Below are 15,508 nucleotides of genomic sequence, written 5' to 3'. Positions count from 1 at the left end.
CGGGAACGGCCACCGACACCGATTCCGAACGTCATCACGACCTGCTCGGTGAGATCGACGCGGCACAGCGCGAGATCGAGAGTGTCATCTCCGTTGTCGACGCGGGCCGCCCGGTCGACATGATCCGCTATGTGGCATCGAGGGCTCGCCTCGACGCCGCCATCGCGAGCTGGAACCTGCGGGCAGACACCGATCGGCCTGCGGTGCGATAACGCCCCCTCCCCGGACACGCCTGGCACCGATGCCGCGCCACGTCGAGCGAGCCGACTCAGGATCCCACCGGAGTCAGGTGCCGCGTTTCAGGCACGGGTGGCCCAGAACGCCACTGCCGATGCCGCCGCGACATTGAGCGAGTCGACGCCGCCCGCCATGGGAATGCGGACGACCGTGTCGGCCGCGGCGACCGCCTCGTGCGAGAGCCCGTCACCCTCGGTACCCAGCACCAGCGCGAGGCGCTCGTGCCGGCCGGCGGCGATCTGCGCGACGAACTCGTCCAACGGGACCGAGTCGTCGCTCAGCGCCAGCGCCGCAGTCGTGAAGCCGGCGTCCCGCAGCGGGTCCAGACCGCCCGGCCACGACTCCAGCCGCGTCCACGGCACCTGGAAGACGGTGCCCATCGAGACCCGCACCGAGCGGCGGTAGAGCGGATCGGCACAGCGCGGCGTGACCAGCACGGCGTCCACCCCGAGCGCGGCGGCCGACCGGAACGCGGCACCGACGTTCGTGTGGTCGACCAGATCCTCCAGCACGGCCACGCGCCGTGCCCCCTCGCCCCCGCGCGCACGGGCGAGTACCTCGGCGACCGGCGCGAGCGGCGGGCGATGCATCGCGGCGAGCGCACCGCGGTGCAGGTGGAACCCCGTGATCTCCCGCAGCACGGGCTCCTCGGCCACGTAGACCGGCACGCCCGGACAGGCGGCGAGCGCGTCCGCCATGGTCCCGAGCCATCGGGGCGCCATGAGGAACGACCGGGGCCGGTGCCCGGCCTCCAGCGCCCGGTGGATCACCTGGGTGCTCTCGGCGATGTAGAGGCCCTTGGCGGGCTCGTGCTTGCTGCGCAGGGCGACGTCGGTGAGGCGCGTGTAGTCCGCGAGCCGTTCGTCGGCCGGGTCGTCGAGGTGGACGACGTCGGAGGTGGTCACGATCCACGATTGTGCACCCATGGCTCGTTATTTCCCCGTTATCACTCACAGCGAACTTCTGGGCCTTCCCATGAAGCCCAATGGTTCGCTAATGTCCCCACCAAGGCAACTTCGTACACGACGAAGGAGATCAGTGATGAGAACCGCCAGAGCCTCCCGACCCCGCCGCTCCCGGAGTTCCGGCGCGCATCCCGCGCTCCCGCTCTCCTACCAGGAGATCATCGAGCGCACACCGTCGCTCGATCCGGCCGAGGAGGCAGTGCTTCTCGAGCGTGCCGCGCTCGGAACGGCCGCCGCACGCACCCTCGCGAAGACCGCGGTCTCGCCGTCGCTGCGTGCCGACCTCGAAGCGAGGGTCAAGTCCGGGCAATACGCGAAGGAGCGGCTCGTCCTGGCCTACCTGCGTATCGTGCCCGACGTCGTGGGCGCCTACGCCGGTCGCCTGCCGTTCATGGACCTCGTGCAGGAGGGCAACGTCGGCCTCGTGCGCGCCGCGGAGAACTACGACCCCGCCCACGGCACCTTCGCCGCCTTCGCCACCCGCTGGGTGCGCCGCTCCGTGGTCCGCGCGATCGTCGCCGGGAGGCGTGCCGAGGCCGCGGAGACCGGGCCGTTCGAGGGCGGTACCCCCAGCGCCGAGCAGTCGATCCTGCGCCGCCGTGTCCGTCAGGCGCTCGCCCAGCTGGACGCGGTCGAGACCAGGGTGCTAGAGATGCGTTTCGGGCTCGTGGACGGCACCACCCGGACGCTCGAGGAGATCAGCCGCCGTCTCGGCGTGACCCGTGAGCGCGTGCAGCAGATCCTCAACGAGGCACTGCTCCGCCTGCGCGACGTCGTGGCACCCTTGCCCGCCGTGGCCTGAGCGCTCGCCGGCTCCTCCGCCAGACCCAGAGACTCCCCCGAGGGCGCACCCGGTGTGCGCAACCCTCGCGGGCCGGGGCACGACAACGGCGTCATGCCCCGGCCCGCGAGGATCACGTGTGGTCGAGCCGCGACACGACCTCGTCGAACGCCTCCTGGTACGCGGCCGTACGCGGATACCCCCCGTGCAGGCCGACCTCGAACAGGTACGCCGCCCGGTCGACCTCCTCGGCCCCCCGGTCGATCTCGTTCGGCTCGTACCCGACCACCGGGAACCCCAGGAAGTCCGTGCGCCGCCACAGATTGATCCACGCCGGCGGACCGGCGGGCCGCCCCGCTTCCGCCGCTTCCGCCCCCGCCGCCTCGTCCCCCGGCGCCTCGTTCCCCGCCGTGACGCCCGGCACGAGCAGTCCGCGCAGGCTGAACTCCGACGCGGGAGCCGCCTGGAGGTCGACGTCGTCCGCCCGCCACGGGTCGCCCGACCACGCCGGCGGGCCGACCGGCGGCAGCCCGAGGGCGCCGGGGCCGAGCAGTTCGGGGAAGAACCGGCCGAAGTAGGGACGCAGCTGGACGCCGTAGGTGAGCAGCCCGACCCGGCCGTCGGCGAGGCCCTGCCGGTGCACCGGGTTCCCGGACCGGATGAGCACCACGGCCGCGGCGAGGACACCGCCGATGGAATGGGCCGACAGCACCACGCGGCGGCGCCGGGCGAGGGCCTCGCGGTAGGCGTCGTCGTCGACGTCGACGGCCGTCAGCCACGAGTCCACGCGGCTGCGCACCTCGGGGACGGCACGCTCGGCGTAGCTCGGCGGGCCGAACGGGTGGGCGCTGCGGGGCAGGAAGCACAGGACGTCCCACAGCAGACCCCACGGCCGTGAGTCGTTGGCGAGGGCCCCGGCCAGGGCGCTGGCGACGAGCGCCGCGGCGAGGGTACCGAGCATCGGCACCGCCAGGGCGGTGAGCCAGGCCGGAACGGTGAACAGCCCTGCCGGATCACCGATGAAACCGGGCAGCGCCAGCGTGGCCGGGTCGCCGAGATCTCCGGGCGACACCGCGAGCGGGACGGTGGCGACCAGCGCGATCCAGGACGCCACGGCCAGGGCCGACACCGCGAGCTCCGAACGGTGGGACATCGCGGCGAGCTGGCGCGCGCGCAGGGCGCGCAGAGCGGCGGGGTTGAGCAGGCCCGGCTCGATCACGTCACCGGCGCGCACCCCCGGCAGTCCCCGGCCGGCGGCCCGTGCGGCCCGCGCCCCGGGACCGCGGCGAGGGCCGGACGTGTTGACCGCGGGCGGGATCCACAGCGTGCCGCTGCGTACGGCGTCCACCGCCGCCGGCGCCACCAGCGCCGCCAGCAGGAGCATGGACACCACCAGGATGACCGCGACGCTCGCGCCGAACTCCGTGTAGACGGGCGGCACGGGCACGATCTCGCCCGGGTCGGCGTCGATCACCACCTCCAGGAACAGCCCGCCGCGGGACTCGGGGACGACGACGCCCGTCGGGGCGGAGCGCAGGTACCACTGCACGCCCACCACGGCGAGGCTGGAGAAGATCGCCGCGGCCGCCGTCGAGAGCAGCAGGAACACGCCCGGGCCCGCTCCGCCCCAGCCCTCGGCACGTGAGCCGTTCGCCCGGCGACGCGCCACCGCCCACCCGGCGGGGACCGCGAGCGCGGCCACCGCCACGGTCAGCAGCACGGCCCGGACGGTGATCGGCAGCGGCTGCCCGCCCGGAGCCGCGAGCGTGGCCACGGCGGTGCAGGCCGTCGCGACCAGCGGCGGAAGGAGCCAGAGCATCGTCAGCGCGGGACCTGGCCGGCGGGCGCGGCGCCACACCAGGGCCGCCGACGCGATCCCCGTGAGCGCGACGACCAGGAGGCCCGGCGTCGCCTCGATACCGATCAGCCGCGGCGTCTCGGCCGGCGGGGCGGAGCCGGCCAGCGTGACCCACGCCCCGGCCCAGACCAGCAGGCCACCGACGAGCAGGGCGAAGGCGGCCCGCGGCTTCCAGCGGGGTACCTCGACCTGGACGCCGTCGTCGTCGGTGCGCAGGGCGACGATCCAGGTGGCCACCATCGCGACGGCGAAGCCCGGCGCCGCCGCCCAGGCCGTGCGCTCGGAGGTCCACAGCATGAGGGCCGAGAGCAGTCCGAGCGCCGCCGCCAGGTGGCTGTAGAGGGCACCCGTGCCGGTGCGGCGTGTCCAGAAGCCGGGACGCCGCAGGACGGGCCCGTCGGTGGACACCGCCGTCTCGCCGGCCATCAGCGCGGAGACGCGGGACTCGAACTTCACGCTGCCGCTGTGCGCGATGAGCACGAGGACGGCGACGGCGACCACGGTCACGAGGGACAGCCAGCCGAGCCGGTCGCCGTGGTCCAGGCGGGCCAGCCAGTACAGCTCGTCCGGGATGCGCGCGCAGACCGAGACGGTCTCGCCCGTCACGGCGCCCATGCACCGGGTGCCGATCGTGGACAGGGCGACCGTGGCCGTCGTCGTCGTGAAGAGAAGTGTGAGGAGCAGGGCGAAGACCCTCGTCAGCGCGGCCGACGGGTCGGGCAGGATGCGGCCGGCGGTCGGCTCGCGCAGGGCGGGCGGGATGCGGCGGGCCCAGTATCCGGCGTTGGCGAGCCCGAACGGGACGATCGCCACCCACATCACACGTGTCGCCACCGTGCCCACGACCCCGAGCACGCCGCCGAGAGGCAGGCGCCCCAGGCGTGACATCGCACCCCAGGAGTAGGCCTCGCGGCGCACGTCGTTACGGATCTCGTGCGGGTCCCCGGCGGGAACGGCGCGGTCCCGCATGTCACCCGGGGCCGGCTCGCGGTCGCGGGCGTCGGCCTCCGGGGTGGGCACCCAGAAGCTGCCCAGGCCGTCGCCGTCGGTCTGGACCACCTCGTCGGCGGGCAGGTCGAGGATGTGGTGCGGTGGCGTGTTGGCCATGCCGTGGATGCGCAGTTCGAGGACGTCCTGGCCGGGTGCGACCGGGACGTGCCGGGTGGTGGGCTCCTCGCGGCGGACCGCCTGCGGCTGGGCGTGGCCGGCCGGGCCCGCGGGTCGCGCGGGCCCGGCCGGGCCGGGTTCCTCGCGTTCGGCCGCGGGACGCGGGGAGTCCGGCTCGTGCACGTGGCTCATGGATGCCTTCCGTCACACAGGGGAGAAAGAACGTCCCCAAACTAGGACGGACATCGCATTTGCGCCAGCGCTCGGGCCGCTCAGGCCAAGCTCGGGCCGCTCAGGCCGGGGCGGGAGCCTCTTCCTCCGCGGCCGGGGCGGCGAACTGGCTCTCGTAGAGACGCGCGTACGCGCCGTCCGCCGCGAGCAGTTCCTCGTGGGAGCCCTGCTCCACGATGTCGCCGTGCTCCATCACGAGGATCACGTCGGCGTCGCGGATCGTGGACAGGCGGTGGGCGATGACGAACGCCGTACGGCCCTGGCGCAGACGGTGCATCGCCTCCTGCACGAGCACCTCGGTGCGGGTGTCGACGGAGCTCGTGGCCTCGTCGAGCACCAGGATCTCCGGGTCGGCGAGGAACGCGCGGGCGATCGTCAGGAGCTGCCTCTCCCCCGTCGAGAGACTGGAGCCCTCGTCGTCGATGCGCGTCTCGTAGCCGTCCGGGAGGGTCCGCACGAACGGGTCCACGTGCGTGGCCCGCGTCGCCTCCAGGAACTTCTCCTCGGTGATCTCGCCACGCACGCCGTAGCGCAGGTTCTCCTCGATGGACCCCTTGAACAGCCAGGTGTCCTGGAGCACCATCCCGATGCTGCCGCGCAGCGCGTCACGCGTCATCTGGCGCGTGTCGACCCCGTCGAGCGTGATGCGGCCCGCGCCCACCTCGTAGAACCGCATCAGGAGGTTGACCAGCGTCGTCTTGCCCGCTCCCGTCGGCCCGACGATCGCCACCGTCTGCCCGGGTTCGGCCGTCAGGTCCAGCCCGGTGATCAGCGGCTTGTCCGGGTCGTAGGAGAACTCCACGCCTTCGAACACCACCCGGCCGCGCGCCGGGCCACCGTCGGCCGGTGCCACCGGGCGCCCGGGATCCGGATCCTGCTCGGGGGCGTCGAGCAGGTCGAAGACCCGCTCGATCGACGCCACGCCGGACTGCAGCAGGTTCATCATCGAGGCCACCTGTGTCAGCGGCTGGGTGAACTGGCGTGAGTACTGGATGAACGCCTGCACGTCGCCGATGCTGAGCTGTCCGGACGCCACCCGCAGGCCACCCACCACGGCGATCACGACGTAGTTGAGGTTGCCGATGAACCCCATGGACGGCTGCATCGTGCCGGAGATGAACTGCGCGCTGCGTGTCGCGGTGTGCAGGCGCTCGTTCTCCTGCGCGAACGTCTCCGCCGCCGCGCGCTGCTGCCCGTACACGCGCACCAGCGAATGCCCGGTGAACATCTCCTCGATGTGCGCGTTGAGCGTGCCCGTGCTGGACCACTGCTTGATGAACTGAGGCTGGCTGCGCTTCGCGATCTGCATCGTGATCACCACCGACAGCGGCACGGTCACGAGTGCCACCAGCGCGAGGATCCACGAGATCCAGAACATCATGGCCAGCACGCCGACGACGGTCAGCAGGGACGTGACGAGCTGCGCGAGCGTCTGCGTGGCCGTCTGGGAGGCGTTGTCGATGTCGTTGGTGACGCGCGACAGGATCTCGCCCCGCCGCTGCCTGTCGACGTACGAGAGCGGGATGCGGTGCAGCTTGGCCTCGACGTCGTCGCGCAGCCGGCGCATCGTGTTCTGCACGGCGACCGCCGTGATGCGCGCCTGCAGCCACCCGAACACGAACGCCGCCACGTACACGGCCACCGCCCAGGCGAGGATGACGACCAGCTGCCCGGTGTCGATCCCCTGGCCGACCACCACACCGGTCATGCCCGAGAGCATGTCCGCCATCTGGTCCTCGCCCTGGGCACGCAGCCCCGCCACCACGTCCTCCGTCGGGGTCCCCGCCGGGACCTGGCCGGCCAGCATCGTCCCGACCACGCCGCGGAAGATGACGTTCGTCGCCTCACCCAGGATCTTCGGACCCGCCACGGTGAGCGCGACCGAGATGACGCCGAACAACGTCAGGATCACCACACGGCCCCGCTCCGGCCGCATGACCCGCGCGAACCGTCGCAGCGAGCCCCCGAAGTCGAGCGGCTTCTCGGCCGGCATGCCCATGCCGCCCATCGGGCCACCGGGTCCGCGCCGGGCACCGCTGCGCGCCGCCTCGCGGGTCGTCTCCGCGTCGGTGGAAGTCCGCGCGCTCATGCCGCCCGCGCTCATGCCGCCTCCTCCAGTGTCTTGCGGGACACCCGCACCCGGTCGGCCGGCACGAACGCGGCTCCGCCATGGTGGTTCATGCCGCCTCCTCCAGTGTCTTGCGGGACACCCGCACCCGGTCGGCCGGCACGAACGCGGCTCCGCCATGGTGGTTCATGCCGCCTCCTCCAGTGTCATCTGGCTCGTCACGATCTCCTCGTAGGTCTCGCTGTAGGCCGGGTGCTCCCGGTCGAGCAGCTCGTGGTGGCGTCCGCGACCGACGATCCGCCCGTGGTCCAGCACGAGGATCTGGTCCGCGTCCCGGATGGTCGCGACACGCTGGGCCACGACGATCACCGTGGCCTGGCGGGTACGCGGCGCGAGGGCGGCCCGCAGCCGGGCATCGGTGGCGTAGTCCAGCGCGGAGAACGAGTCGTCGAACAGGTAGACGCGCGGCTCGCGCACCACGGCGCGCGCCATCGCCAGGCGCTGGCGCTGGCCGCCGGAGAACGTGCTGCCGCCCTGGCCGACCGGCGCGTCGAGCCCCTCGGGCAGCGCCTCCACGAAGTCCCTCGCCTGCGTGATCTCGAGCGCCTGCCACAGCTCGGCCTCGCTCGCGTCCGGCTTGCCGTACCGCAGGTTGCCGGCGATCGTCCCGCTGAACAGGAACGCCTTCTGCGGCACCACGCCGAGCAGGGAACCGAGGTCGTCCGTGCTCAGGCTCCGCACGTCGACGCCGTCGACGAGCACGCGGCCGCCGGTCACGTCGAACAGGCGCGGCACGAGATTCAGCAGCGTGGTCTTGCCGGCGCCCGTGGAACCGATGATCGCCGTCGTCTCGCCCGGGCGGGCGGTGAAGCTCAGCCCGTGCAGCACGGGGGCCTCGGCCCCCGGGTACCCGAAGGTCACGTCCTCGAACGTGACGACGCCACGCGGACCCGCGCCGTCGGACAGACTGCTCAGCGGGGCCGGGTCGGCGGGCTCGGCGACCGACGTGCGGGTGTCGAGCACCTCCGCGATGCGGCCCGCCGCCACGGCGGCGCGCGGCACCATCATGACCATCATCGTGGACATCATGACGGCCATGAGGATGAACATCAGGTACGCGATGAAGGCCGTCAGCGCGCCGATCTGCATCTCGCCCGCGGCGATGCGACCCGCACCGAACCAGAGCACGGCCACGCTGGACAGGTTCATGATGAGCATGACCAGCGGGAAGGCCATCGCCATGAGCTTGCCCGCCCCGAGCGACGTGTCGTACAGGGCCGTGTTCGCGGCGTCGAACCGCTCGATCTCACGCCGCTCCCGGACGAACGCGCGCACCACGCGCAGGCCGGTGATCTGCTCGCGGAGCACGCCGTTGATCGTGTCGATCCGGCTCTGCATCGCCCGGAAGTACGGCACCATGCGCCACATCAGCAGTCCCACGCACACCAGCAGCACCGGGACGACGACGAGCAGCAGCATGGACAGTTCCACGTCCTCCTGCAGGGCCATGAACACGCCGCCCACCAGCATGATCGGGGCCATCACCATGATCGTGAACATCATGATCAGCACCTGCTGGACCTGCTGCACGTCGTTCGTGGTGCGGGTGATGAGCGTCGGTGCCCCGAACTGCCCGACCTCGCGGGCGCTGAACGTCTGCACGGTCGAGAACAGGTCGCGCCGGACGTCGCGGCCGAACGCGGTGGCCGCCCTCGCCCCCAGGTACACGGCGCCGACGGCCGCACCGGCCTGCAGCAGGCTGATGCCCAGCATCAGGATGCCGGTGTTCCAGATGTAGGCGATGTCGCCCTGCACGACGCCGTTGTCGATGATGTCGGCGTTCAGCGACGGCAGGTAGAGGTTGGCGAGCGTCTGCAGGAGCTGGAGCACCAGCAGCAGGACGACGGCGACCCAGTACGGACGCAGGTACCTGCGCATGAGCGTGATGAGCATTCAGTCTTCCTCGCCGGGATAGGAGGGCGCCCCGCCGCCGGCATGCCCGGCGGGGGACGAGTCATGGGTATCAGGAACGTTCGTGTCCGGCGAGCGCTTTTCGCCGACGATCCCGTGCACGAGGGCGTCGGCGAGGACCTCGGCCGGCAGCGGCGGGCCCATCCGCTCGAGTCCCGGCCGGTGGTGCGCGGTGGCCGACTCGATCAGCGAGACGGCCACCTCGATCGGCACCCGCAGGCGGTCCAGGTCCTGCGCGAGCACTCGTCCCAGGGTCTCCTCCACCACCGCGCGGCGCGTCTCCTGCTGCGCCATGAGCCGCGACCGCATCTGGGCGGCGCGCTCCCGATGGAGGTGGTCCTGCTCGTCCGCACCCTCCCGGGTGTGCAGGAAGCGCAGCACCATGACCCATGCGACGGCCTCCTCCGAACGCCGTTGCCCGCGCTCGATGACCTGCCGCACCCGGTCGACGAGCGGCAGGCGCGGGTCGATCGACTCCAGGTCCGCCCGGGTGACCGCCGGGTCCGACGCCCGCAGCAGCCCCGTCAGGGCGACCTCGCCGATCAGGCACACCTTGTCGCCGAACGCGCGGAACAGGGTGCCCTCGGCGACGCCCGCGGCGTCGGCCAGCTCACGCGAGGTCGCGTCCGCCCCTCGCTCCTCCACCAGGGGCATCACGGCCTCGATGATCGCGGCGCGCCGGTCCTCCGGGGACATCGGAGCGGCCCGTCGCCGGCCGGCGCCGTCGGCCGGCGGGGAAGCCTCTGGAATGGGTGACACGGCGCCAGCCTAAATGAGTGAGCACTCACTCCGCAACTGTGGAACCGGCCCCACCCGCGCACGAAGCAGCCGCCCCGCCCACGAGAACGCGGACGGGGCGGCCAGGAGTGAGCCGGTTACTGCTGCGGCGGCGCCGGAGGCGGCGGGGGCACGTCACCCTCCCCGCCGTCGACCGGGCGGGGACGCGGCGCCGGCGGTGTCTGGCGCGCCTGCGCCGAACCGCCACCGGGACGCTGGCCCCGCTCTGCCGAGGGGTCGAACGGCGCGCCCGAGCGGGTGCCGGACTCCGTCGCGTCCGCCGTGGCGGCCTCGGCCTGGCGCTGTGCCTCGGCGAGGGCGTCCCCGGCGCTCGGCAGGATGCTGCCCCCGGTGAGGAAGTCCGTGGTCGGCGTGACCGGCGGCGGCGTCGGGCTGTCGTCGCCCGTCCCGCCGCCCCCGCCGAAGCCCTTGGCGATGCTCGACATCGCCGCGGTGAACTCGGTGGGGATCACCCAGTTGGTGTTCGAGGTGCCGTTCGCGAGCTGCGGGAGCATCTGGATGTACTGGTAGCTCAGCAGCTTCGGGTCCGCGTTGCCGCGGTGGATGGCCTCGAAGACCTGGAGGATCGCGCGCGCCTCACCCTCGGCCTCGAGGATCTTGGACTGTGCCGAACCCTCGGCCCGCAGGATCGCCGACTGCTTCTCACCCTCGGCGGTGAGGATCTGGGACTGCTTGACACCCTCGGCCGTGAGGATCGCGGCGCGGCGGTCACGCTCGGCGCGCATCTGCTGCTCCATGGCGCCCTGCACGGAGGCGGGAGGGTCGATCGACTTCAGCTCCACGCGGTTGACGCGGATTCCCCAGCGGCCGGTCGCCTCGTCGAGCACGCCGCGCAGCTGGCCGTTGATCTGGTCACGGCTGGTGAGGGTCTGCTCCAGGTCCATCGAACCGATGACGTTACGCAGCGTGGTGACCGTCAGCTGCTCGATCGCCGTGATGTAGTTCGCGATCTCGTAGACGGCCGACCGCGCGTCCGTCACCTGGAAGTAGATGACCGTGTCGATCTCGACCACCAGGTTGTCGCTCGTGATCACGGGCTGCGGCGGGAACGACACGACCTGCTCACGCATGTCGACGCCGGCGCGCACCTTGTCGATGAACGGCACCAGCAGGTGGAAACCCGGGGTCAGCGTGGTGTGGAACTTACCGAGACGCTCGATCACCAGGGCCACGGACTGGGGCACGATCCGCACCGCCCGCGACAGCGCCACCAGCACCACGATGACGAGTATGAGGAGGACTATCCACAGTCCGATGTTTTCCACGAGCCTCTCCTACCGCGGGCGCACCCGCTCGAACGATATGTGTACGGTGACAACCGGGCGCAGACGGTCAGGCGGAATGGTCCACCGGTTTCGGCGCGACCACGGCGGTCGCGCCGTCGATGCGCACCACCTGCACCGTAGACCCCTCCGCCAGCGGAGGCGAGCCTTCCGCCGCGCGTGCCGTCCAGACCTCGCCCATGAGCTTGACCAGGCCGGTCATGTCGGTGACCTCCTCGACCACGGACGCCGTCCGGCCGACGTGCGCCTCGGCGTTCGTCAAGGTCTCGGGGCCGCCCCTGGACAGATAGCGCTTCAACGGCGGACGCACGGTCACGAGCAGGATCGTCGCGACGACGGTGAACACGATCACCTGGACCCACAGCGGCTGGCCGGCCGCGTTGGCGCCGGCCGCCGCGAGCGCGCCGCCCGCGAACATGATGAAGACGAAGTCGAGAGTCGTGATCTCGATCAGACCGAGCAACAGGGCCGCACCGACCCACCACAACCACTCCATCGGAATCCCCTCCCCGAGGCTGGGCGCTCACCTGGCGCCTTTGCCCGAAGATTACCAATCCGTCACACGGTCGGCCAGCAAAATCGGGTTCGGGTCCGACGTCGGTTCGGTAACACCGTCGTCAGCGCGCGGCACGCGCCAGCCAGCGCCCTCCACCGTGCGCGACGACGAGCGGCAGCCCGAACGCGGCCGAGAGGTTGTCCGCGGTGAGCACCTCGTCGATCGGACCGGCCGCGTGGATGCGGCTGCGTCCCATGAGCAGCACGTGCGTGAACCCCTCGGGGATCTCCTCGACATGGTGGGTGACCAGCACCAGCACGGGCGACGCCGGCTCCGCGGCGAGCTCGGTCAGCGCGGCGAGCAGCTCCTCGCGCCCGCCGAGGTCCAGGCCCGCGGCCGGCTCGTCGAGCAGCAGCAGCTCCGGGTCGGTCATGAGGGCGCGCGCGATCTGCACGCGCTTGCGCTCGCCCTCGGAGAGCGTCCCGTAGTGCCGGTCGGCGAGCTTCGCGACGTCGAACGCCGCGAGCAGGTCCGCTGCCCGCTGCTCGTCCACGTCGTCGTAGGACTCCTGCCAGCGGCCCGTCACGCCGTACGCGGCGGTCAGGACGACGTCGCGCACCGTCTCGCCGCCCGGGATGCGGTCGGCGAGCGACGCCGACGAAAGGCCCACGCGCGGGCGCAGCTCGAACACGTCGGTGCGGCCGAGCGTCGCGCCCAGCACCTCGGCGCGGCCCTCGGTGGGGTGCATCCGGGTGGCGACGATCTGCAGCAGCGTCGTCTTGCCCGCGCCGTTCGGCCCCAGGACGATCCAGCGTTCGCCCTCGTTCACCCGCCAGTCCACCGAGTCGAGGATGGTCGTGGTGCCGCGCCGGACCGTGACGCCCGAAAGGTCGAGAACCGTGCTCATGGTCCACAACAGTAACGGACATGTCTCATACTGTGAGGGCGATGAACACACCGCCGGACCTGCCCCGCAGCGTCGTCCTCGCCCTCTGGCTGCAGGGCGTCGGCGACACCTCGGACGCCGCGGCCGCCATCCAGGGCGACGACGAGCCGCACCGGGTCCACGGCCTGCCCGGCGTGTGGGACGGCACGGACCTGGGCACGCTGCTCACGACCTGGACCGACGGTCCCCGCACGGTGGCGGCTCTGCTCCCGGTGGCGGGTGACCCCGCGGGGGTCCCGGCCGCGGCGAGCCACGATGCCACCGAGTCCGGGGAATGCGTGGTGATCACCACACCGGAGGGCAGCTGGGCAGCCGTCCCGGCAGTCACCCCGTTCGGCAGCCATCTCGAACCCGGCCACCTCGTCGAGTGGCACGTGCGGCCGGTGCCGGACTGGAGCACGGCGCTGTTCGGCGCGATCGGCTCCGTGTCCGACGCCGAGCGCGAGCTGCGCACCAGTCTCATGACCGCGACCGACGCCCTGGACTCGCTCGACGTCGCGCGCTGGCGCGACGACGCGGCCGATGCCATCGAGCGCCTCCGTGCGGCGAGCACCGCCGACTGGCCGGTGCCGCACCTGGATGGGCGCCGCGCACGGATCCTGCAGCTGGCCGCCCGCCTGCGTGCGATCGTCGCGCTGGGCGCGGTCGACGACGGCGGCGCGGTCAATCTCTGGCAGGCGGACCAGCGCAGCACCGCGCTGCGCGAGGTCGACCGGACGGCACGCCACGCGATGAGCGCCGCCACCTACGGCGAGATTCCGTGACGACCGGCCCACGTTCAGCAGGGGGCTCCCGCGGAACAGGTCAGGAGCCGAGGAGGGTGAGGACCTCGGCCAGCGAGCCGTCGATGCTGTGGGGGGCCTGATCCTTGACCACCGGCTTGGCGCGGAATGCCACCCCGACACCGGCCGCGGCAATCATGTCGAGGTCGTTCGCGCCGTCGCCCACCGCCACCGTGGCCGCCATCGGCACGCCCTCCGCCGCCGCCCACTCGCGCAGGATCGCGGCCTTGGCCGCCCGGTCGACCACCGGGCCGAGCGTGCGCCCGGTCAGGACGCCGTCGGCCACCTCCAGGCGGTTGGCGCGGACCAGGCGGATCCCGAGGCTCTCGGCGATCGGCCGGACCACCTCCTCGAAGCCCCCGGAGACGAGCCCGAACGCCCAGCCGCGGGCCTGGCACTGCGCCACGAGCTCCGCCGCCCCGGGCATGAGCTCGACGGCGTCGCGCACCTTGTCCAGGGCGCTCACGGGTACCCCCGCGAGGGTCGCGACCCGCTCGCGCAGGGACCCCGCGAAGTCGAGCTCGCCGCGCATCGCGCGCTCGGTCACCGCCGCGACCTCCGCGCGGGTCCCCGCGTGGTCGGCGATGAGCTCGATGACCTCCTGCTGGAGGAAGGTGGAGTCGACGTCGGTCACGATCAGGCGCTTCACGCGCAACAGTGTGCCCGACGCCGCCCGGAGCCCGTCGTCGGCTCCACGACGCGGACGGCCGGCCCGGCTACTCGACGACGCTCCCCTTCGGGACGACCGTCAGGCCGGACGCCGTGACCGTGAAGCCGCGCGCGCGGTCCTCCTCGTGGTCGACGCCGATCCGGGCACGTTCGGACACGATCACGTTCTTGTCCAGGATCGCGCGGTGCACCTGCGCGTGGCGGTGCACCTGCACGCCGTCCATGAGCACCGAGTCCCCCACCGACGACCACGAGTGCAGGTGGGTGCCCGGTGACAGCACCGAGCCGGCGGCCTGGGCGCCGGAGATCAGCACGCCCGGCGACACGATCGACTCCACGGCGTGGCCCATCCGGCCGGCGCCCGCGTGCACGAACTTGGCGGGCGGGAGGCCCGTGTATCCCGTGTACAGCGGCCACTCGTCGTTGTACAGGTTGAACACCGGCTGCACCGAGATCAGGTCCATGTTCGCCTCGAAGAACGAGTCGATCGTCCCCACGTCGCGCCAGTAGGCGCGGTCCCGGTCGGTCGAGCCGGGCACGTCGTTGCGGATGAAGTCGTACACCCCGGCCTCGCCGGCGGCGACGAACGCCGGGACGATGTCGCCGCCCATGTCGTGCCGGGAGTCGTTGCTCGACGCGTCGCGGGTGACGGCCTCGACCAGGGCGTCGGCGTCGAACACGTAGTTCCCCATGGAGGCGAGGACCTGGTCGGGGGCGTCCGGCAGGCCGGTGGGGTCGGTCGGCTTCTCGAGGAACTCGCGGATCCGTGTCGGGTCGTCGGGCTGCACGTCGATGACGCCGAACTGGTCGGCCATGGACAGGGGCTGCCGGATCGCGGCGACGGTCGCCCGGGCGCCCGACTCGATGTGCGCGTCCACCATCTGGGAGAAGTCCATGCGGTACACGTGGTCCGCGCCGACCACGACGACGATGTCCGGCCGTTCGTCCTCGATGACGTTCAGGCACTGGTAGATCGCGTCCGCGCTGCCGAGGTACCAGTGCTTGCCGACGCGCTGCTGCGCCGGGACCGGCGCCACGAAGTTGCCCAGCAGCGGCGACATGCGCCACGTCTTGGAGATGTGCCGGTCCAGCGAGTGCGACTTGTACTGGGTCAGCACGATGACGTGCAGGTAGCGGGAGTTGACGATGTTGGACAGCGCGAAGTCGACCAGGCGGTAGATCCCGCCGAACGGGACGGCGGGCTTGGCGCGTGCCGCGGTGAGCGGCATGAGGCGCTTTCCCTCGCCTCCGGCAAGGACGATCGCGAGAACACGAGGGGCGGCCATGGCTCAGACGATATTGCCTCGGGCGAGCTG

The 15,508-nt window shown here is 72.1% G+C and carries 12 protein-coding genes; 2 read left to right on the top strand and 10 right to left on the bottom strand.

Annotated elements, in window-relative coordinates:
- Window positions 1-299 precede the first annotated feature (299 nt).
- Window positions 300-1,163 carry a TrmH family RNA methyltransferase gene (locus J0911_RS04765; protein ID WP_207274320.1) on the bottom strand — a complete coding sequence of 288 codons (864 nt, stop codon included), beginning with the start codon at window positions 1,161-1,163 and terminating at the stop codon, window positions 300-302.
- 115 nt (window positions 1,164-1,278) lie between these two features.
- Here J0911_RS04765 and J0911_RS04760 point away from each other — a divergent pair, with 115 nt between their 5' ends.
- Window positions 1,279-2,004 (top strand): sigma-70 family RNA polymerase sigma factor, encoded by a 726-nt coding sequence (locus tag J0911_RS04760; RefSeq protein ID WP_207274319.1) that lies wholly within the window; start codon window positions 1,279-1,281, stop codon window positions 2,002-2,004.
- 112 nt (window positions 2,005-2,116) lie between these two features.
- On the opposite strand, the gene J0911_RS04755 is transcribed toward J0911_RS04760, so the two are convergent.
- The 7 genes from J0911_RS04755 to J0911_RS04725 form a co-directional block, all read right to left on the bottom strand.
- Complete coding sequence (locus J0911_RS04755; RefSeq protein ID WP_207274318.1) at window positions 2,117-5,140, bottom strand: hypothetical protein; 3,024 nt, start codon at window positions 5,138-5,140, stop codon at window positions 2,117-2,119.
- A gap of 100 nt (window positions 5,141-5,240) precedes the next feature.
- Window positions 5,241-7,283 (bottom strand): ABC transporter ATP-binding protein, encoded by a 2,043-nt coding sequence (locus tag J0911_RS04750; RefSeq protein ID WP_207274317.1) that lies wholly within the window; start codon window positions 7,281-7,283, stop codon window positions 5,241-5,243.
- A gap of 150 nt (window positions 7,284-7,433) precedes the next feature.
- Window positions 7,434-9,200 carry an ABC transporter ATP-binding protein gene (locus tag J0911_RS04745; RefSeq protein ID WP_207274316.1) on the bottom strand — a complete coding sequence of 589 codons (1,767 nt, stop codon included), beginning with the start codon at window positions 9,198-9,200 and terminating at the stop codon, window positions 7,434-7,436.
- Window positions 9,201-9,977, bottom strand: coding sequence for a TetR/AcrR family transcriptional regulator (locus J0911_RS04740; RefSeq protein WP_307864912.1), 777 nt, complete (start codon window positions 9,975-9,977; stop codon window positions 9,201-9,203).
- Window positions 9,978-10,093: 116 nt separating this feature from the next.
- Window positions 10,094-11,281: an SPFH domain-containing protein gene (locus J0911_RS04735; RefSeq protein ID WP_207274315.1), complete on the bottom strand. Its 1,188-nt coding sequence runs from the start codon at window positions 11,279-11,281 to the stop codon at window positions 10,094-10,096.
- A gap of 67 nt (window positions 11,282-11,348) precedes the next feature.
- The gene (locus J0911_RS04730; RefSeq protein WP_207274314.1) at window positions 11,349-11,795 is read right to left on the bottom strand and encodes an NfeD family protein; all 447 of its coding nucleotides are present in this window, start codon (window positions 11,793-11,795) and stop codon (window positions 11,349-11,351) included.
- Window positions 11,796-11,916: 121 nt separating this feature from the next.
- A complete protein-coding gene (locus tag J0911_RS04725; RefSeq protein ID WP_207274313.1) occupies window positions 11,917-12,702 on the bottom strand; it encodes an ABC transporter ATP-binding protein in 786 nt (261 codons plus the stop codon).
- A gap of 41 nt (window positions 12,703-12,743) precedes the next feature.
- On the opposite strand from J0911_RS04725, the gene J0911_RS04720 reads away from it, so the two are divergent.
- A complete protein-coding gene (locus J0911_RS04720) occupies window positions 12,744-13,505 on the top strand; it encodes an Rv1486c family protein (RefSeq protein WP_207274312.1) in 762 nt (253 codons plus the stop codon).
- A 40-nt stretch (window positions 13,506-13,545) separates the two neighbouring features.
- Here the strand turns inward: J0911_RS04720 and serB are convergent, their stop codons facing one another.
- Window positions 13,546-14,178, bottom strand: a complete 633-nt coding sequence (serB, locus tag J0911_RS04715) for a phosphoserine phosphatase SerB (RefSeq protein WP_207274311.1) — start codon at window positions 14,176-14,178, stop codon at window positions 13,546-13,548.
- A 61-nt stretch (window positions 14,179-14,239) separates the two neighbouring features.
- Entirely contained in the window at window positions 14,240-15,478 is a 1,239-nt protein-coding gene (glgC, locus tag J0911_RS04710) for a glucose-1-phosphate adenylyltransferase (protein ID WP_207274310.1), read from the bottom strand.
- Between the last annotated feature and the right edge of the window lie 30 nt (window positions 15,479-15,508).

The sequence above is a fragment of the Myceligenerans salitolerans genome (assembly GCF_017349295.1).
GTDB classification, from domain to species: domain Bacteria; phylum Actinomycetota; class Actinomycetes; order Actinomycetales; family Cellulomonadaceae; genus Myceligenerans; species Myceligenerans salitolerans.
This window is presented reverse-complemented; position numbering and strand designations above follow the sequence as displayed.